Consider the following 18226-nt stretch of genomic DNA (forward strand, 5'->3'; position numbering starts at 1 on the left):
GCGGGCAGACTTTGCGGGTTTTTGCTCTCTTAGCGCTCCCCATGACCACCAACGCCGCGACCGCCATCGATCCCCGGGACTTCCAGCGCCTGCTGAGCCGCAACGTGAAGCTCCCGCTGATCGGGGGCGTGCTCGGGGCCGCGGTCTTCGTCGGGTTGATCTTCTACCTGCTGTCGGTGATCTCCTGGGTCGAGCACACCGACCGCGTGACGCGCGACGCCAGCGAAATGCAGCGCCTGACCATCGACCTCGAGACCGGCATGCGCGGCTTCCTGCTCACCGGCGACCAGGCCTTCCTCCAGCCCAACGAAAGCGCCCAGCCGCGGCTCACGGCCGGCATGGTGGCGCTGCGCCGGCTGGTCGCTGACAACCCGGCCCAGGTCGACCGGCTCGACCGCATCATCACGCTGCAGGCCGCCTGGAATCAGTTCGCGGCCGAGATGATCGCGCTGCGGCGCGCCGGCGGCGACTACGAGGCGGCCGTGCGGCAGGGGCGCGGCAAGCGCCTGACGGACGACATCCGCACCGGCTTCAACAACTTCATCAACGTGGAACAGACCCTGCGCTTCCAGCGCAACAGCGAGGCCAACACCACGGCGCTGGCGATCGTCGGCCTGTTCGTCTTCTTCACCCTCGCGCTCACCGGCCTGCTCGCCTTCTTCGGCCGACGCCAGCTGGTCACGCTGTCGGAAGGCTACGACACCGTGCTCCAGCGGCAGGCCACGCATGCCGACGCGCTGGCGCGCCAGGCCTGGCTGCGCGGCGCCCAGACCGAGCTCGCGGGCGAGCTGGTGGGCGAACTCGGCGCGCAGGACATGGGCCGCAAGGTGCTCGGCTTCTTCGCCCACCAACTGGGCAGCAACGTGGGCGCGATGTACGTGCGCGAGCGCAACGGCGACCTGCGCCGCGTGGCCAGCTACGGCTTCTCGCCCGAGGCCGAGGCCTCGCCGCAGGTCTTCGCCGCCGGCCAGGGCCTGGTCGGCCAGGCGGCCGCGGAGCGGCGGCTCACGGTGGTCGAACCGGTTGCGGCCGACTACCTGCGCATCAACTCCGGCCTCGGCGACATGGCGCCGCGCGCGGCCGTGCTGATGCCGGTCAGCCACAACGGTTTCGTCAACGGCGTGATCGAACTCGGCCTGCTGCGCGCGCCCGAAGAGCGCCTGACCGAACTGCTCGAGCTGGTGGCCGGCAACATCGGCAGCTCGGTGGCCGCGGTGCGCTACCGCGAGCAGCTGCAGGACGCGCTGGCCGAAACGCAGCAGCTCAACGAGGAACTGCAGGTGCAGCAGGAAGAACTGCGCACCGCCAACGAGGAGCTCGAGGAACAGTCGCGCGCGCTGCGCGCCTCGCAGGCCACGCTGGAGAACCAGCAGGCCGAGCTCGAGCAGACCAACAGCCAGCTGTCGGAACGCACCGAGGCACTGGACCTGCGCAACGCAGCGCTGCGCCGGGTGCAGAACGACCTGGAGGAGCGCGCGCAGGAACTGCAGCGCGCGAGCCGCTACAAGTCGGAGTTCCTGGCCAACATGTCGCACGAGCTGCGCACGCCGCTCAACAGCGCGCTGATCTTGTCGAAGCTGCTGGGCGACAACCCGCAGGGCAACCTGACGGCCGAGCAGGTGAAGTTCGCCGAGTCGATCCATTCCTCGGGCAACGACCTGCTGGTGCTGATCAACGACATCCTCGACATCGCCAAGGTCGAGGCCGGCAAGCTCGAGCTGGTGTCCGAGGAGGTGCCGCTGGCCCGCCTCGCCGACAGCCTCTCGATGACCTTCACGCCGCTGGCCCGGCAGAAGCAGCTCACGTTCCGGCTGTCGGTGCAGCCCGACGCGCCCGAACTGCTGGTGACCGACCGCCAGCGCGTCGAGCAGATTCTCAAGAACCTGCTGTCGAACGCGCTCAAGTTCACCGACCGCGGCGAGGTCTCGCTGACCGTCTCCGGCGCACCGGGCGGCGGCGCGCGCTTCGCGGTCAAGGATTCGGGCATCGGCATTCCGGCCGACCAGCAGGAAGTGATCTTCGAGGCCTTCCGCCAGGCCGACGGCACCACCAGCCGGCGCTACGGCGGCACCGGCCTGGGCCTGTCGATCTCGCGCGACCTGACGGCACTGCTCGGCGGCCATCTCGTGGTCGACAGCGTGCCGGGCCAGGGCAGCACCTTCACGCTCGAACTGCCGGCCACCGCGCCGGTCGCGGTGGCGGGCGAGCGCCCGCCCGCCAAGACGCCCTCGCCGGCCCCTGCGCAGCGCCTCTACGTCGCGCCGACGCCGCCGATGCCGATCGCCTCGGACACCGTGCCAGCGCCGCTGATCCCCCAGTTCGCCGACGACCGCGCGCTGCCGCGCGACAGCGCGCGCCGGGTGCTGGTGATCGAGGACGAACCCCAGTTCGCCCACATCCTCTACGACCTGGCGCACGAACTGGGCTACCGCTGCGTGGTGGCGCACGGCGCGGCCGACGGCTTCAGCCTGGCGACGCAGTTCCTGCCCGATGCGATCCTGCTCGACATGCGCCTGCCCGACGCGCCCGGCCTCAACGTGCTGCAGCGGCTCAAGGACGATCCGCACACCCGCCACATCCCGGTCCACATCGTCTCGGCGCTGGACCACACCGAGACCGCGATGCACATGGGCGCGATCGGCTATGCGCTCAAGCCGGCCTCGCGCGAACAGCTCAAGCAGGTGTTCCAGAAGCTCGAGGACAAGCTCACGCAGAAGCTCAAGACCGTGCTGCTGGTGGAGGACGACGCGCTGCAGCGCGAGGCCGTGGTGCGGCTGATCGGCGACGAGGACGTCGCCATCACCGCCGTGGCCTCGGGCGAAGAGGCGATGGAACTGCTGCGCAGCCGCGTCTTCGACTGCATGATCACCGACCTGCGCCTGCCCGACATGCAGGGCAGCGAACTGCTCAAGCGCATGGCGACCGAGGAGATCTGCTCCTTCCCGCCGGTGATCGTCTACACCGGGCGCAACCTCACGCGCGACGAGGAGGCCGAGCTGCTGCGCTACTCGCGCTCGATCATCATCAAGGGCGCGCGCTCGCCCGAGCGGCTGCTCGACGAGGTCACGCTGTTCCTGCACAAGGTCGAGGCCGACCTGTCGACCGAACGCCAGAACATGCTCAAGACCGCGCGCGGACGCGACCGCGTGTTCGAGGGCCGGCGCATCCTGCTGGTGGACGACGACGTGCGCAACATCTTCGCGCTCACCAGCGCGTTGGAGCAGCGCGGCGCGCTGGTCGAGATCGGCCGCAACGGCCGCGAGGCGCTGGAGAAGCTCGACCAGGTGAGCGACATCGACCTGGTGCTGATGGACGTGATGATGCCGGAGATGGACGGCCTCGAGGCCACGCGACGGCTGCGCCAGGACCCGCGCTTCGCCAAGCTGCCGGTGATCGCCGTCACCGCCAAGGCCATGAAGGACGACCAGGAGCAGTGCATGGCGGCCGGCGCCAGCGACTACCTGGCCAAGCCGGTCGACCTGGACCGCCTGTTCTCGCTGCTGCGCGTATGGATGCCGCGCATGGAGCGCATGTGAGCTCGCTGACGCCTTCGAGCGGGCTGAAGCAGCCCAAGCCGCTGACGCCGCCCAGCGACATCGAGATCGAGCTGCGCCTGCTGATGGAGGCGATCTACCTCAAGTACAGCTACGACTTCCGCGACTACACCGGCGCCTCGCAGAAGCGCCGCGTGCTGTACGCACTCGACCAGCTCAAGCTGCCCAGCGTCTCGGCCCTGCAGGACCTGGTGCTGCACGATGCCTCGGCCTTCGCGCGCCTGCTGCAGTTCCTCACCATCCCGGTCAGCGAGATGTTCCGCGACCCGGGCTACTTCCTGGCGCTGCGCCAGCAGGTGATCCCGGTGCTGCAGACCTACCCCTCGGTCAAGGTCTGGGTGGCGGGCTGCAGCACCGGCGAGGAAGCCTGGTCGCTGGCCATCCTGCTGCGCGAGGAAGGCCTGCTGGAACGCACCCAGATCTATGCCACCGACATCAACCCGCTGTCGCTCGACAAGGCGCGCCAGGGCATCTTCCCGATGGAAGCGGTGCGCAACTACACCGCCAACTACCAGCGCGCCGGCGGCCGCCAGTCTTTTTCCGACTACTACACGGCCGCCTACGACGCCGCGCGCTTCGACCCCTCGCTGTGCACCAACACGATCTTTGCCGACCACAGCCTGGCGACCGACAGCGTGTTCGCCGAGACGCACCTGGTGTCATGCCGCAACGTGCTGATCTACTTCAACCGCGCGCTGCAGGACCGGGCCTTCGGCCTGTTCCACGAATCGCTGTGCCACCGCGGCTTCCTGGGCCTGGGCGCCAAGGAAAGCATCGACTTCTCGGCCTACGCCAGCCGCTTCGACGACCTGGTGCGCGCCGAGCGCATCTACCGCAAGGCCACATGACGATGCCGGCCGCGCCCCTGCGCCGCGTCGATGCGGTGGTGATCGGCACCTCGGCCGGCGGGGTGGACGCGCTCGCCACGCTGCTGCGCGACCTGCCCCTGCCCTGGCGGCTGCCGCTGGTGGTCGTGATCCACCTGCCGCAGCGGCGCGACAGCCGGCTGGCCGACGTGTTCCGCCAGCGCCTGCCGATCCCGGTGCAGGAGGCCGAGGACAAGGCGCCGGTGGCCGACGGCACGCTCTACTTCGCGCCGCCCAGCTACCACCTGTCGATCGAACGCGAGCGGGTGTTCTCGCTGAGCTGCGAACCGCCGGTGCTCTGGTCGCGCCCCTCGATCGACCTGCTGATGCAGTCTGCGGCCGATGCCTACGGCCCGCTGCTGGCCGGCCTGCTGCTGACCGGCGCCAACCCCGACGGCGCCGAAGGCCTGCGCAGGATCCAGCAGGCCGGCGGACTGACCGCGGTGCAGGACCCGGACGATGCCGAGGTCGACACCATGCCCCGGGCGGCGCTGGCGCTGCTCACCCCCGACCGCATACTGCCCTTGCGCGGTCTGCACACCCTGCTGGTGGAACTGAATGCTCTTCATGCCGATTGATGTCGAAAGCAAGCTGCTGATCGTCGACGACCTGCCCGAGAACCTGCTCGCGCTGGACGCGCTGATCCGCGGCCGGGGCCGCATCGTGTTCCAGGCCGCGTCGGCCGAGGCAGCGCTGGCGCTGATGCTGGAACACGAGTTCGCGCTGGCCATCCTCGATGTGCAGATGCCGGGCATGAACGGCTTCGAGCTGGCCGAGCTGATGCGCGGCACCGAGCGCACGCGCCACATCCCGATCATTTTCGTTAGCGCCGCGGGGCGCGAGATGAACTACGCCTTCAAGGGCTACGAGAGCGGCGCGGTCGACTTCCTGCAGAAGCCGCTGGACGCCTACGTGGTGGCCAGCAAGGTCAACGTGTTCGTGGACCTGCACCGCCACCGCAAGGCGCTCAAGCACGAGATGGAGGCTCTGGCCGCGGCCCATCGCGAACAGGCCGAGCTGGTCGACAAGCTGCAGGTCGCGCAGGGCGACCTGGAGCGCGCGGTGCGCATGCGCGACGACTTCATGTCGATGGTCTCGCACGAGCTGCGCACGCCGCTCAACACGCTCTACCTCGAGACGCAGGTGCGCAAGCTGCACCTGGGCAAGGGCAACATGGCGCCCTTCGCGGTCGACAAGCTGCCAGCCATGATCGAGCGCGACCAGCGCCAGATCCAGAACATGGTGCGGCTGATCGACGACATGCTCGACGTCTCGCGCCTGCGCAGCGGCTCGCTGTCGATCCGGCCCAAGCCCTTCGACCTGGCGCAGCTCGCGCAGCGGGTGGTGGAGAGCCTGGTCAACCAGGCCGAGGCCGTGGGCTCGCGCATCCAGCTGGAAGCGCAGGGCCCCATCGACGGCCTGTGGGACGAGTTCCGCATCGAGCAGGTGCTGACCAACCTGCTGACCAATGCGCTGCGCTACGGCCGCGGCAGCCCGGTGGCGGTCACGGTGCAGCGGCTCGGCGAGCAGGCACGGATGACGGTGCGCGACCAGGGCATCGGCATCGCGGCCGCCGACCATGGCCGGATCTTCGAGCAGTTCGAGCGCACCGACGACAGCCGCAAGCACGCCGCCGGCCTGGGACTGGGCCTGTACATCACGCGCGAGATCGTGATCGCGCACGGCGGCGACATCGGCGTGGAGAGCACCCCCGGCGAGGGCGCGACATTCTGCGTGACCCTGCCGTTGCAGGCCCCTACCCCGGGTAACTGAAGGAAAACTGAACGATCGGCCGGGGTGCCGCCTGTAGGATTCCTCCATTAAAAAAAGGAGGTTTCCTCATGCAGAAACACTGCGGCTTGCGCCTTGCCGCGATCGCCACGATGGCCCTCGCCGGATCGTTCCACCTGAATACGTTCGCGCAAACCGCCGAGCCCCCGCTTCGCAGCGCGGCCCGGTGGGAACTGTCCTTCTCGCCCTACACCCACCACTGGCATCACGACGACGAACACAAGAACGTCGCGCTGATCGCCATCGAGCGCATCCAGCCCGACAACGCGCTCTGGGGCGCGGCGCTGTTCAACAACTCCTTCGGCCAGACTTCGGGCTACGTCTACTACGGCCGGCAGTGGGACGGCGTCTTCGGCCAGCCCGCGCTCTACACCAAGCTCAGCGCCGGCGTGATCTACGGCTACCGCGGCAAGTACAAGGACAAGGTGCCCTACAACCGCGGCGGCTTCTCGCCCGCGATCATCCCGGCCGTCGGCTATCGACTGACCCCGGTCGACGCGGTGCAGGTGGCGATCCTGGGCACGGCGGGCGTGATGTTTTCCTACAGCCGGCGCTTCTGAACGGGGCCATTCTCTGGCGAGCCCGGGGGCATGAGAAAATGTCGGGTTGCGCCTGGCTCCCGCCGGGCCACCTCTTTTTTTCAGGACACCCCATGGACGCAGAACAAATCAACCAGATCGAAGCCAACCTGGCGGACCTGAGCGTGCGCACGGTCGATTTACGGAGGTATCTTTGACTACGATGCCAAAGCCGAACGTCTGAGGACGGTCAACGCATCGCTCGAGGATCCGACGGTCTGGAACGACCCGAAGAAGGCCCAGGAACTGGGCCGAGAGAAGAAATCGCTCGACGGCGTGGTGGTCACGCTCGACCGCCTCACCAGCGGCCTGGCCGACAACACCGAGCTGTTCGAAATGTCGAAGGCCGACGGCGACCTGGACGGCCTGCAGGCCATCGCCGATGACGCCGCCGTGCTGGAAGCCGACATCAAGCAGCTCGAGTTCCGCCGGATGTTCAGCAACCCGGCCGATCCGCTGAACTGCTTTGTCGACATCCAGGCCGGCGCCGGCGGCACCGAGGCCTGCGACTGGGCCAGCATGCTGCTGCGCCAGTACCTGAAGTACGCCGAGCGCAAGGGCTTCAAGACGCAGATCGAGGACGAGACTCCAGGCGACACCGCGGGCATCAAGGGCGCGACCATCAAGGTCGAGGGCGACTACGCCTTCGGCCTGTTGCGCACCGAGACCGGTGTGCACCGCCTGGTGCGCAAGTCGCCCTTCGACTCCTCGGGCGGACGCCACACCAGCTTCGCGTCGATCTTCGTGTACCCCGAAGTGGACGACTCGATCGAGATCGAGATCAACCCCTCGGACGTGCGCACCGACACCTTCCGTGCCAGCGGCGCGGGCGGCCAGCACATCAACAAGACCGACTCGGCGGTGCGGCTCACGCACATCCCGACCGGCATCGTGGTGCAGTGCCAGGACGGCCGCAGCCAGCACAGCAACCGCGACGTGGCCTGGAAGCGCCTGCGTTCGCGGCTCTACGACTTCGAGCTGCGCAAGCAGCAGGAAGCGCAGCAGAAGCTGGAAGACACCAAGACAGACGTGGGCTGGGGCCACCAGATCCGCAGCTACGTGCTGGACAACAGCCGCATCAAGGACCTGCGCACCAACGTCGAGGTCTCGGCCACGCAGAAGGTGCTCGACGGCGACCTCGACGTGTTCATCGAAGCCTCGCTGAAGCAAGGCGTCTGATGGCACGCACGGACGCGCTCATCTTCGACATGGACGGCACCATGGTCGACTCCATGCCCTGGCACGCCAAGGCCTGGATCGAGTTCGCGCGCCGGCGCGGGCTCGCGCTCGACGTGCCCGACCTCATGCGCCGCACCACCGGCCGCAACGCCTTCGAATGCGCCTGCGAGCTGATGGAACGCGAGGTGAGCGTGGCCGAGAGCGACGCGATCACGCACGAGAAGGAAAGCATCTACCGCGAGCTGTTCGGCGCCGTGTTCGCCGAAGTCGCGGGCTTCAATGCCTTCGCCAGGGCGGCGGCGGCGCGCGGGCTCAAGATCGCGGTCGGCACCGCGGGCGACCGCCACAACGTCGCCTTCGTGATGGAGCGCCTGCGGATGGACCCGTTGCCGCTGGCCATCGTGGGTGGCGACGAGGGCTTCACCGGCAAGCCCACGCCGGCCATCTTCCTCGAGGCGGCCCGCCGCATCGGCGTCGCGCCCGCGCACTGCATCGTGTTCGAGGACGCACCCTTCGGCATCGAAGCCGCCCGCCGCGCCGGCATGCGCGCCGTGGCCGTCTGCACCACCCACAGCGCGGCCGAACTGGCCGGCCCGCACGTGATCGCCGCCGTGCGCGACTACGAAGAACTTGCCCTTTCGAATTTCCTGGAGACACTCGATGCTGCAACTGCGTGATGGACAAGAACAGTCGCTGGCGATCCGCCGCGAGGACTATGTCGCCCCCGCCTGGTGGATCGACACCGTCGACCTGACCTTCGACCTGGACCCGGCCAAGACGCGCGTGCTCAACCGCATGCGCCTGCGCCGCAATCCCGAGCTGCCGGCCGGCCCGCTGCGGCTGGACGGCGACGAGCTGAACCTGGCGCGCGTGCTGGTCGACGGCCAGGGCGCGTCCTTCCGCATGGACAACGACCAGCTGGTCATCGACAACCTGCCCGACAGCTTCGAGCTGGAGATCTTCACCACCTGCTGCCCGGCGAAGAACACCAAGCTCATGGGCCTGTTCGTGAGCGAGAACACCTTCTTCACGCAGTGCGAGGCCGAGGGCTTCCGCCGCATCACCTACTTCCTCGACCGTCCGGACGTGATGGCGAGCTACACCGTGACGCTGCGCGCCGACAAGGCCGCCTACCCGGTGCTGCTGTCGAACGGCAACCTGACCGACAGCGGCGAGCTGCCCGAGGGCCGCCACTTCGCCAAGTGGGTCGACCCCTTCCGCAAGCCCAGCTACCTGTTCGCGCTGGTCGCGGGCAAGCTGGTGGCGCGCGAACAGCGCATCACCACCCGCGCCGGCAAGGAGCACCTGCTGCAGGTCTACGTGCGCGCGGGCGACCTCGACAAGACCGAGCACGCGATGAACTCGCTGGTGCACTCGATCCTCTGGGACGAGACCCGCTTCGGCCTGCCGCTGGACCTGGACCGCTTCATGATCGTCGCCACCAGCGACTTCAACATGGGCGCGATGGAGAACAAGGGCCTGAACATCTTCAACACGAAGTACGTGCTGGCCAGCCAGGCCACCGCCACCGATGCCGACTACGGCAACATCGAGAGCGTGGTCGGCCACGAGTACTTCCACAACTGGTCGGGCGACCGCGTGACCTGCCGCGACTGGTTCCAGCTCTCGCTCAAGGAAGGCCTCACGGTGTTCCGCGATCAGGAGTTCAGCATGGACCTGTGCGCCGATGCCTCGGCGCGCGCGGTCAAGCGCATCGAGGACGTGCGGGTGCTGCGCACCGCGCAGTTCCCCGAAGATGCCGGCCCGATGGCGCACCCGGTGCGTCCCGACAGCTACATCGAGATCAGCAACTTCTACACCGTCACCATCTACGAGAAGGGTGCGGAGGTGGTGCGCATGATGCAGACGCTGGTCGGCCGCAAGGGCTTCGAATCCGGCATCACGCTGTACTTCCAGCGCCACGACGGCCAGGCCGTGACCTGCGACGATTTCGCGCAGGCCATCGCCGACGCCAACCCGGACTCCGAACTGGCCCGCCTGCTGCCCCAGTTCAAGCGCTGGTACGGCCAGGCCGGCACGCCGCGGCTCGCGGCCAGCGGCCACTACGACGCCGCGGCGCGCAGCTACACGCTGCGCTTCGCGCAGAGTTGCCCGCCCACGCCGGGCCAAGCGCTCAAGCTGCCCTTCGTGATCCCGGTCAACCTGGGCCTGCTGGCCGCAGACGGACGCGAGCTGCCGCTGCAGCTGGAGGGCGAGGCGCAGGCCGCGCACGGCACCCGCACGCTGGTGCTGACCGAGGCCGAGCAGCAGTTCACCTTCCACGGCCTCGACGCCGAGCCCGTGCCCTCGATCCTGCGCGGCTTCAGCGCGCCGGTGATCCTGGACTTCGGCTACACCGACACCCAGCTGCTCACGCTGCTGGCCAACGACCTCGATCCCTTCAACCGCTGGGAAGCGGGCCAGCGGCTGGCACTGCGCAGCGCCATCCGTGCGATCGGCGCCACCGAGGCCGGCACGCCGGTGCTCGACGCCGCCTACATCGACGCCATGCGCGCGGTGCTGCGCGACGCGAAGCTCGACGCCGCCTTCAAGGAACTGGTGCTCACGCTGCCCTCGGAGACCTACATCGCCGAGCAATTGGAGGTGGTCGATCCGCAGCGCATCCACACGGTGCGCGAAGCCATGCGCGCGCAGTTGGCCACGGCGCTGTTCGCCGAATGGGAACAGGCCTACGAGCAGAACCACGACACCGGCGCCTACACGCCCGACCCGCTGTCGGCCGGCCGCCGCGCGCTGGCCGGCATGGCGCTGACCTTCCTGTGCCTGGCGGCACGCGAATCGAACGACACCGTCTGGCCGGGCAAGACGCTGCAGCGCTTCAAGGACGCGGGCAACATGACCGACCGCTTCAACGCGCTGTCGGCCCTGGTGTCCTCGGGCCATGCGCTGGCCGCCCCGGCGCTGGCGCGCTTCCATGCGCTGTTCAAGGACGAGGCGCTGGTGATCGACAAGTGGTTCTCGCTGCAGGCCGGCGCGCCCGACCGCGGCGGCCATGTGCTGCCGCTGGTCAAGCAGCTGATGAAGCACCCGGACTTCTCGCTCAAGAACCCCAACCGCGCGCGCAGCGTGATCTTCAGCTACTGCAGCGCCAACCCCGGCGCCTTCCACCGCAGCGATGCCGCGGGCTACGTGTTCTGGTCGGACCGCGTGATCGAGCTCGATGCGCTCAATCCGCAGGTGGCGGCCCGCCTCGCGCGCGGCCTCGACCGTTGGAGCAAGCTGGCCGAACCCTACCGCAGCGCCGCGCGCGAAGCCCTCGCGCGCGTGGCCGCGCGCCCCGACCTGAGCAAGGACACGCAGGAAGTCGTCCACCGCGCCCTCGCCGACTGATCCCCAAGGAACCTCCATGGCACAACAGAAAATTTCACTCACCCGCTACCTCGTCGAGCAGCAACGCGCCGACGGCCTGATCCCCGGCCAGCTCCGGCTGCTGCTCGAAGTCGTGGCCCGCGCCTGCAAGAGCATCAGCATGGCCGTCAACAAGGGCGACCTGGGTGGCGTGCTCGGCACCGCCGACAGCGAGAACGTCCAGGGCGAAGTCCAGAAGAAGCTGGACATCATCGCCAACGAGGTGCTGATCGAAGCCAACGAATGGGGCGGCCACCTGGCCGCCATGGCCAGCGAGGAGATGGACAGCATCTACGTGGTGCCCAACCGCTACCCGCAAGGCGAATACCTGCTGCTGTTCGATCCCCTCGACGGCTCGAGCAACATCGACGTCAACGTGAGCATCGGCACCATCTTCAGCGTGCTGAAAAAGCCCGACGACCACCCCGGCGTGCAGGAAGCCGACTTCCTGCAGGCCGGCGCCAAGCAGGTCGCGGCCGGCTACTGCATCTACGGCCCGCAGACCACGCTGGTGCTGACCGTCGGCGACGGCGTGGCGATGTTCACGCTCGACCGCGAGCAGGGTTCCTTCGTGCTGACCAAGGAGAACATCCAGATCCCGGCCGACACCAAGGAATTCGCGATCAACATGAGCAATCAGCGCCACTGGGACCAACCGGTGAAGCGCTACATCGACGAATGCCTGGCCGGCAGCGAAGGCCCGCGCGGCAAGGACTTCAACATGCGCTGGATCGCCAGCATGGTCACCGACGTGCACCGCATCCTGATGCGCGGCGGCATCTTCATGTACCCCTGGGACAAGCGCGAACCGGGCAAGCCCGGCAAGCTGCGCCTGATGTACGAGGCCAACCCCATGAGCTGGCTGGTCGAACAGGCCGGCGGCATGGCGACCAACGGCCGCGAACGCATCCTCGACCTGCAGCCGGGCAAGCTGCATGAGCGGGTCAGCGTGATTCTTGGCTCAAAAAATGAGGTCGAGCGCGTCACCAGGTACCACGACCCGCTATAATCGAAGGCTTAGCCGGTGTAGCTCAGTCGGTAGAGCAGCTCATTCGTAATGAGAAGGTCGGGTGTTCGATTCATCTCTCCGGCACCAAACGCAGAAAGCCCGTTGTCCTAGGACAACGGGCTTTTTCGTTGGTGCTCGCACCATCACCCTCGCCGCAGCGGGCCGCTCACAGCCCGGCTCGGTCCGAGCGCTGGCGTCACGGAAAATCCATTCCCCGCATACCACCATCGACTGCACAGGCAATCGGAGGCTGGCCGCAGCGGAACCCACGCGAAGGACGGAAAGAGGAGCGTGAAGCGCAGAACGCGCGTCGCTCAGGGCCTTGCACCGACGGACAGCGGCAAAGGCTACCCAGAAACAGAAAAAGGCACCGAGGTGTCTTTTTCATTTCGAGATTTGGGGTGGCTGATGGGACTCGAACCCACGACGACCAGAATCACAATCTGAGCAGCGAAGCCAGCATCCATGCGGGTTTGCGCGGATTCCTGGGAATTTTCCATGCCATCTGAAGCACCGTTTTTGGCGGGCTCCGGCCACATCGTTCCCAGCAACCTCAGACCAAAACGCCGGCCTGACGCCGCTACACCGGCGCCTTCTGATCGGGCTCCATCGGCCCGGCGTCGTACACCTCGGTCGGCGCCAGGCGCATCATCGCCCTCGCCTGCTCGACCGTCCCCTCAAGCCACTCGTCGAAGTCGCCCGGGTCCAGCGGGATCACGCTGCGCTTGTCCTGCTTGTCGGCCGCCAGCTTCGGGTCGGGCTTGTGCATGCGGCTCATCAGCGGGTCCGCGTCGGCGTTCACCGTGAGCATGGTGTAGCTCTCGTGCACCTCGCCGGTGGCCTTGTCGGTCCAGGTGTTCCACAGGCCGGCCAGGCCCCACGGCGCGCCGTCCGCGCGGCGGAAGCGCCACCAGATGTTCTTCCCCGTCTCCCAGTTCGGCTCGTCGAAGGTGGCCGCCGGGATGATGCAGCGCTGGCCGCGCTTCCATGGGTCCTTGTAGCTGGCCTTGGCCTCGAGCTCTTCGCTCCGGGCGTTGTTCGTCGGGAACTTGAGCTTCGGCTCCTTGGCGAACCAGGGGATCAGGCCCCACTGCCCGACCACCAGCTCGCGCTCGTAGCCCACGGCGTCGCGCCGGCGGCGGATGAACGGGCCCGGCGCCCGCGGGAAGATCTCGCGTGGCCACAGGTCCGGCTGGTGCGCCCGGGGCAGGCTCCAGAAACGCTCGATCTCGGCCACCTCAGGGGGGATGTAGCGATTGCACATGGGCGCAGCTTACTCACGCCCTGGGCGGCAGCAAGTCGGCGGACTTCGCCTGCCAAGACCAATGCGCACGCTTGTGCGGAACCGGGCCGGCGAGCTCGAACGTGAAGCGCACGCGGCCCACCCGAGGCACGAACATCTCCAGCGACGCCTCGGGCGGCTGGGCCTCACCCGCCGGCGGCAGCGAGTACATGGCGCGCACCACGAACTGTCCGGGCACAGCGTCCAGGATGCCGGTTCCGCGATCGGTGTCCATGGATCGATCGTAGCAAACTACTGGATGCGCGTACAGTATTTAGGTACAGTGGAGGGCCACTTCAGGAGCTGACCATGTGGCAATCCCCCAACCCGATCTCGTACCGCGGCCGCGAGCTATCCGACCTTGAAGCCTGGGTCTTTGTGTTCGCCAACACCTGGCAGGAGCTCGAGCACGACCCCGAGGACCTGCGCATGGCGGGCTTCAACGTCTTCGGCCCGGCTGTGGCCGCGAAGCATGGAGATGAGGACCCTGCAGCCGTCGCACGCCGCCTGTACCCGGAAGCCGGCGAGTACAACGACGACCTCTATCCGGGCCATGCCGGCGATGACGCCGACCCGCTAGAGGTCTCGCACCTCGAGGAGCCCGCCCCGCCCCCAGAATTCGGGCTCAAGGACGCCGACGTGCCGTTCTGACCCGATGCACTGCGTCGTCTACGTCCTGCGAGAGGCGGGCAAGAAGCTGCCCCAGGACGTCGTCAAGAGCCGGCCCTATCCTGGCTGGCTGTTCTTCGGAGACGACAGCCGCAAGTTCTACCCGCGCGCCGTGGCCAGGCTCTTCGAAACCGAGCGCACTCGCGTCGACGTCATCGAGCCATTGATCCACGCGAACATCAAGAAGATCGAGAACGGCGGCATACTGATTTACGGGGCCGTCGAGGCAGTCGGCTACCAGCAGCCCGATCCGCCGCAGGTGTGGTGGTGCATGCCCGCGCCGCCGGTCGAAGCGACGCCTCCGCCGCCTGAGTACCGTACAACCTCTCCAACCACCGAAGGAGCAGCATGATCGAGAACGAATACAGCGAGCACGTGGGCCGCGTCGACCTCGACCTCGACCCCGTAGCCAATTTCACCGCCCTGGCCGTGCAGTGCGGCCTGATCAGGTCCGGCGACAAGCTCGACCAGAACGTGCTGGATCTCTGCGCTGGCGTCGTGAGCCTGTGCGCTGGCGTGGCTGACGAATACGAGAACCCGTCGTGCCCTGAGGACACAGTTGGCGATCACCTCCGCGCCGTGCTGTTCGAGCACTGAACTCCATGCGTGTTGCAGGCATCCTCCCAAAGTAAGCATCGGCCATTTTTAATGCTTGCTTGTTGAGCAAGCATTAAAGACAATGCAAGCACCTTAACTTGAGGAGCGAGCATGAGCGAGAGCGCAAAGAAGCCACCGAGCGGGCGGGCGAAGGGCGGCGTAGTTGCTGCCGCCAAGATGACGGAGGAGCAGAAAAAGGCACGAGCCCAGAAGGGCGCGTTGGCCCGCTGGGGCGTTCGTGCCACACACAAGGGCAACTTTTTGCAAGATTTCGGCGTCGACGCCGAGTGCTACGTACTGGACGATGCGCGTAAGACGGCTGTGATGACGCAACGCGGGATCGCAGCGGCGCTCGGCCTCAAGAACCCTGGTGGCAAGGATTTCGAACGGCTGGTAACCGGCAAGCGCCTCTCGCAATACCTTGGTGCTGAACTGCTCACAAAAATCGCCCAACCCATTGAATTTAAATGGATTTACCCTGGTGCTAAACAGACGGAAATCACGATCCGAGGCTACAGCGCAGACATCCTGATCGACGTCTGCAACGCCATCATCGATGCAGACGCTGCGAGGCAGCTGAACAAGAGCCAAGCCTCGATCGGAATCCAAGCGCGGATCATCGTGAACGCTTCGGCCAAGAGCGGCATCACGTCCCTGGTGTACGCGCTGGCCGGATACCGGCCGGAGATCGAGGAGGTCATTCAGGCCTTCAAGACTTTCGTACAGGAAGAGGCCAAGAAGTACGAGCAAGAATTCCCGAACGAGCTCTATCTGCAGTGGCACCGCCTATACAAGATCCCCGTTCCGGCGCGGGGAAAACCGTGGCAGCTGATGCACCTGACTCGAAGGCATGTCTACTACCCCTTGGCTCGAAGCAGCGGGAAAATTCTGGACTTGCTCCGAGCGCTTCGTGACCGGGATCCAGGAAAGAAAAAGCTGTTTCAGTTTCTCAACGAGATCGGCACCCGCGCGCTGCGCATGCACATGGGTCGCGTCCTCGAAATGGCAGAGTCCTCAGCCACAGAGGCCGAGTACGAAGCCAAGATCATTCAGCGGTTTGGCGGCCAACAAGAGCTGGAGCTGGTCCCGCGGGCATAGTAGGTAATTCAGCGAACCCATAACGCAAAAAGGGCCCCCAGCGCCGAAGCGCCAGGGGCTGGTGGGTGTGTGGTGCGCGCTCAGCGCGACGGAACGCTACTGGGCGGCAGGTCGGAGGGCGTCGTAGGCCCGCTCGCAGCCGGCGGCCCGGATGCCGCGCTCGTCAGCCGCTGCTGCGAAGACTTCCGCCAGGCGGTCAGCCCCTGCAAGCACGTCGGCAAGCACTCCGATGGGGTCGTCTCCAGGGACTGCCGCAGCTGCGGGGCAAGCCGGGGCACGCCGGCGGGCAGCGTCGGCGGCGAGCTGGGCGGCGTCGTGCAGGCCGCCGCCAGCGCGGCGAGCATCAGCGAGATCGCCCGCAAGGGCAGCGAGTTGGGTTTGTGCACGGGAGGCCTCCTGGTCCATAACGCTCTGGCGTCGGTCAAATTCATCGCGCTGCGCCTTCATGGCCAGGCGCAGGGATTCGGCGTCAGTGGCGCGCTGCTCGGCCGCCTCCTGCTTCAGGCCGGCGATGCGCAACGTCTGCGCGCCCAACGCGGCCAGCAGCACGGCGACCAGCAGCAGCTTCCAGTTCGCCAGCAGCACGCGGCCGGCGGCGATCACGCGGCCACCTGCAGGGCGCGGCGCGCCTTCACCAGCATCTCCTCGACCTCGCGCAGGCCGAACGTGCCGCCGTTGACCACGCGGCGCACCTTGACCGTGTCGGCCAGGTAGGCGTCGGGCACCTTACCCTCCCACCAATCGAATGCGAACTCGAGCGCGAAGTGCGGCTGCTCGGCCAGCTCGGGCAGAACGGTCAGATCCTGGCCGCTGCGCTTGCCCTGCCAGAGATAGCCCTCGTAGAAGGTCAGCATGATCAGCCCGCGGCCCGGGTAGCGCGCGCCGTCGCCGGTGCCCTCCGGTCGGTTGCCGCCGCGGCCGCCGTAGCAGGCCTCGAAGAACTTCTGCTCGTTGAACGCGAGTTCCTCGGCGCGCGGCACGAGGGAGCGCCACCGGCTGCCGGGCGGCGATGCGTTGCCGAGCTCGCGGATGCGCGCAGCGCTGTAGCTGCCGTTCTCCTTCAGCTTCTGCAGGCCCTGGCTCTCGACCAGGACGTTGGCCAGGAACTGCGCCAAGTCGGCGTCGCCCTTGCTGAAGCGGTCCATCTTCGGCGTGTGCGCGAACACGCCCGACCACATAGCGACCTGTGCCGGCCTGATGCCGCACATGGTCAGGATCCGGGCCCAGTCTTCTTTCGTGCGCGTCATGCTCACTCCTTGCCGAGCGGAACGGCCGCGGTGATGGGTGGGTCTTCGCTCGGCGCGCCGCCGCGCAGCTTCTGGCGGGCATTGGCGATGGCGTCGGCAGTGAAGCGGTCGACCACGCCCAGCCAGCGGCCGCGGGAAGCACCTGCCAAGACGATGATCAGCACGCGGAAGCCGCGGCCGATGGGCGGCAGCGAAACGATCGAGAGCGTGCTCGACCAGTCGTTGTAGCCCTGGATGCAGAGGTAGGCGAAACCGCCGCCGATCAGGGCGACGACCAGGTCCTTGAGCAAGACCCAGCGGAGGTTCCCGACGAACTGCTTCTCGCTGACGAGGGTCAGCAGCGTGCGGCCGGCGCCACCCAACAGGCCCGCGGCGCCGGCCAGCAGCAGCGAGGTCCAGTCGTAGGCGGCAACGTCCTGCGCGAAGGTCGTAGATGCCGCGTAGCTCAGCGCGCAGAAGCACATGAGCCACAGACCGAAGAGGCGATTAATCATTCGTGGCATCGAGAGCCTCCCGACCCTGATCAGCGTTGACGGAGAAGCCGTAGGTCAGGCCGACCAGCATCGAGCCGAGCGCGCGCAGCGCATAGGCCCACTCCAGGCCGCCGACATCCATCGGGTAGGCGAGGTTCGCCAGGTAGAGCCATGTCACCGCGCTGCCGAACGTGCCGTAGGCAGCGAAGCGACGGGGCCAGCGGTTGCCGAGGCTGTGCGGCTGGAACAGCAGTGCGAAGAGATGCGGCACGGTCGCCGCGAGGCACAAGCTGAAGGCGGCGAACACGCACCACATCGACGGCGCCACGCTGGCCACGCGAACGATCATGGCCTCGGGCACCGTCAGCAGGTAGAACAGCGGCTCCAGCAAGGACAGCATGAAACCGGTGGTGGTGAGGGCCGCATAGATCCTCACCTCGGCACGGTTCTGGTCGACCGGCACGGCGCTCGAGTGCGCGATGAACTCGCGGAGGTCACAGACCATCGGGCTCAC

19 protein-coding genes and 1 tRNA gene are annotated in these 18226 nt (G+C 67.3%); 14 read left to right on the forward strand and 6 right to left on the reverse strand.

Annotated elements, in window-relative coordinates:
• Positions 1-41 precede the first annotated feature (41 nt).
• From A9977_RS05440 to A9977_RS05485, 10 genes are all read left to right on the forward strand, one after another.
• Complete coding sequence (locus tag A9977_RS05440; RefSeq protein ID WP_183023865.1) at positions 42-3536, forward strand: response regulator; 3495 nt, start codon at positions 42-44, stop codon at positions 3534-3536.
• 83 nt (positions 3537-3619) lie between these two features.
• Complete coding sequence (locus tag A9977_RS05445) at positions 3620-4402, forward strand: protein-glutamate O-methyltransferase CheR (protein ID WP_259651842.1); 783 nt, start codon at positions 3620-3622, stop codon at positions 4400-4402.
• A gap of 2 nt (positions 4403-4404) precedes the next feature.
• Positions 4405-4998, forward strand: coding sequence for a chemotaxis protein CheB (locus A9977_RS05450; protein ID WP_405054670.1), 594 nt, complete (start codon positions 4405-4407; stop codon positions 4996-4998).
• Entirely contained in the window at positions 4988-6193 is a 1206-nt protein-coding gene (locus A9977_RS05455; RefSeq protein ID WP_183023868.1) for a hybrid sensor histidine kinase/response regulator, read from the forward strand. The genes A9977_RS05450 and A9977_RS05455 overlap by 11 nt, the downstream gene beginning before the upstream one ends.
• Before the next feature lie 68 nt (positions 6194-6261).
• Complete coding sequence (locus tag A9977_RS05460) at positions 6262-6771, forward strand: hypothetical protein (protein ID WP_183023869.1); 510 nt, start codon at positions 6262-6264, stop codon at positions 6769-6771.
• Positions 6772-6863: 92 nt separating this feature from the next.
• Positions 6864-7968, forward strand: a protein-coding gene (gene prfB / locus A9977_RS05465) for a peptide chain release factor 2 (protein ID WP_183023870.1) whose coding sequence is annotated in 2 segments (ribosomal slippage) — positions 6864-6944 and positions 6946-7968 — 1104 coding nt in all. Because the reading frame shifts where the segments join, the coding sequence is not laid out codon by codon here.
• On the forward strand, positions 7968-8645 hold the full coding sequence (locus A9977_RS05470) for an HAD family phosphatase (RefSeq protein ID WP_183023871.1): 678 nt from the start codon (positions 7968-7970) through the stop codon (positions 8643-8645). The genes prfB and A9977_RS05470 overlap by 1 nt, the downstream gene beginning before the upstream one ends.
• Positions 8629-11319: an aminopeptidase N gene (pepN, locus tag A9977_RS05475; RefSeq protein ID WP_183023872.1), complete on the forward strand. Its 2691-nt coding sequence runs from the start codon at positions 8629-8631 to the stop codon at positions 11317-11319. The genes A9977_RS05470 and pepN overlap by 17 nt, the downstream gene beginning before the upstream one ends.
• Positions 11320-11335: 16 nt before the next feature.
• The gene (locus A9977_RS05480) at positions 11336-12346 is read left to right on the forward strand and encodes a class 1 fructose-bisphosphatase (protein WP_183023873.1); all 1011 of its coding nucleotides are present in this window, start codon (positions 11336-11338) and stop codon (positions 12344-12346) included.
• An 11-nt stretch (positions 12347-12357) separates the two neighbouring features.
• Positions 12358-12433, forward strand: a tRNA-Thr gene (locus A9977_RS05485).
• Positions 12434-12926: 493 nt separating this feature from the next.
• On the opposite strand, the gene A9977_RS05490 is transcribed toward A9977_RS05485, so the two are convergent.
• Complete coding sequence (locus A9977_RS05490; protein ID WP_183023874.1) at positions 12927-13610, reverse strand: SOS response-associated peptidase; 684 nt, start codon at positions 13608-13610, stop codon at positions 12927-12929.
• A gap of 13 nt (positions 13611-13623) precedes the next feature.
• On the reverse strand, positions 13624-13863 hold the full coding sequence (locus A9977_RS05495) for a hypothetical protein (RefSeq protein ID WP_183023875.1): 240 nt from the start codon (positions 13861-13863) through the stop codon (positions 13624-13626).
• 74 nt (positions 13864-13937) lie between these two features.
• Here A9977_RS05495 and A9977_RS05500 point away from each other — a divergent pair, with 74 nt between their 5' ends.
• From A9977_RS05500 to A9977_RS05515, 4 genes are all read left to right on the forward strand, one after another.
• Positions 13938-14279, forward strand: coding sequence for a hypothetical protein (locus tag A9977_RS05500; protein WP_183023876.1), 342 nt, complete (start codon positions 13938-13940; stop codon positions 14277-14279).
• Positions 14280-14283: 4 nt separating this feature from the next.
• Entirely contained in the window at positions 14284-14649 is a 366-nt protein-coding gene (locus tag A9977_RS05505) for a hypothetical protein (RefSeq protein ID WP_183023877.1), read from the forward strand.
• A complete protein-coding gene (locus A9977_RS05510) occupies positions 14646-14894 on the forward strand; it encodes a hypothetical protein (RefSeq protein ID WP_183023878.1) in 249 nt (82 codons plus the stop codon). The genes A9977_RS05505 and A9977_RS05510 overlap by 4 nt, the downstream gene beginning before the upstream one ends.
• Positions 14895-15005: 111 nt before the next feature.
• Positions 15006-15992: a P63C domain-containing protein gene (locus A9977_RS05515; RefSeq protein WP_183023879.1), complete on the forward strand. Its 987-nt coding sequence runs from the start codon at positions 15006-15008 to the stop codon at positions 15990-15992.
• Positions 15993-16088: 96 nt separating this feature from the next.
• Here A9977_RS05515 and A9977_RS05520 read toward each other — a convergent pair whose 3' ends face one another.
• Genes A9977_RS05520 through A9977_RS05535 form a run of 4 tightly spaced genes read right to left on the reverse strand, consistent with a single transcriptional unit; the run spans position 16089 to position 18217 of the window.
• Entirely contained in the window at positions 16089-16595 is a 507-nt protein-coding gene (locus A9977_RS05520) for a DUF2514 family protein (RefSeq protein ID WP_183023880.1), read from the reverse strand.
• Positions 16592-17239: a glycoside hydrolase family 19 protein gene (locus A9977_RS05525; RefSeq protein ID WP_183023881.1), complete on the reverse strand. Its 648-nt coding sequence runs from the start codon at positions 17237-17239 to the stop codon at positions 16592-16594. Before A9977_RS05525 ends, A9977_RS05520 begins: the two co-directional genes overlap by 4 nt.
• Before the next feature lie 2 nt (positions 17240-17241).
• Positions 17242-17733, reverse strand: coding sequence for a hypothetical protein (locus tag A9977_RS05530; protein ID WP_183023882.1), 492 nt, complete (start codon positions 17731-17733; stop codon positions 17242-17244).
• On the reverse strand, positions 17726-18217 hold the full coding sequence (locus A9977_RS05535; RefSeq protein ID WP_183023883.1) for a hypothetical protein: 492 nt from the start codon (positions 18215-18217) through the stop codon (positions 17726-17728). Before A9977_RS05535 ends, A9977_RS05530 begins: the two co-directional genes overlap by 8 nt.
• Positions 18218-18226 lie beyond the last annotated feature (9 nt).

It is taken from the genome of Variovorax sp. UMC13, from assembly GCF_014170375.1.
GTDB lineage: Bacteria > Pseudomonadota > Gammaproteobacteria > Burkholderiales > Burkholderiaceae_C > Variovorax.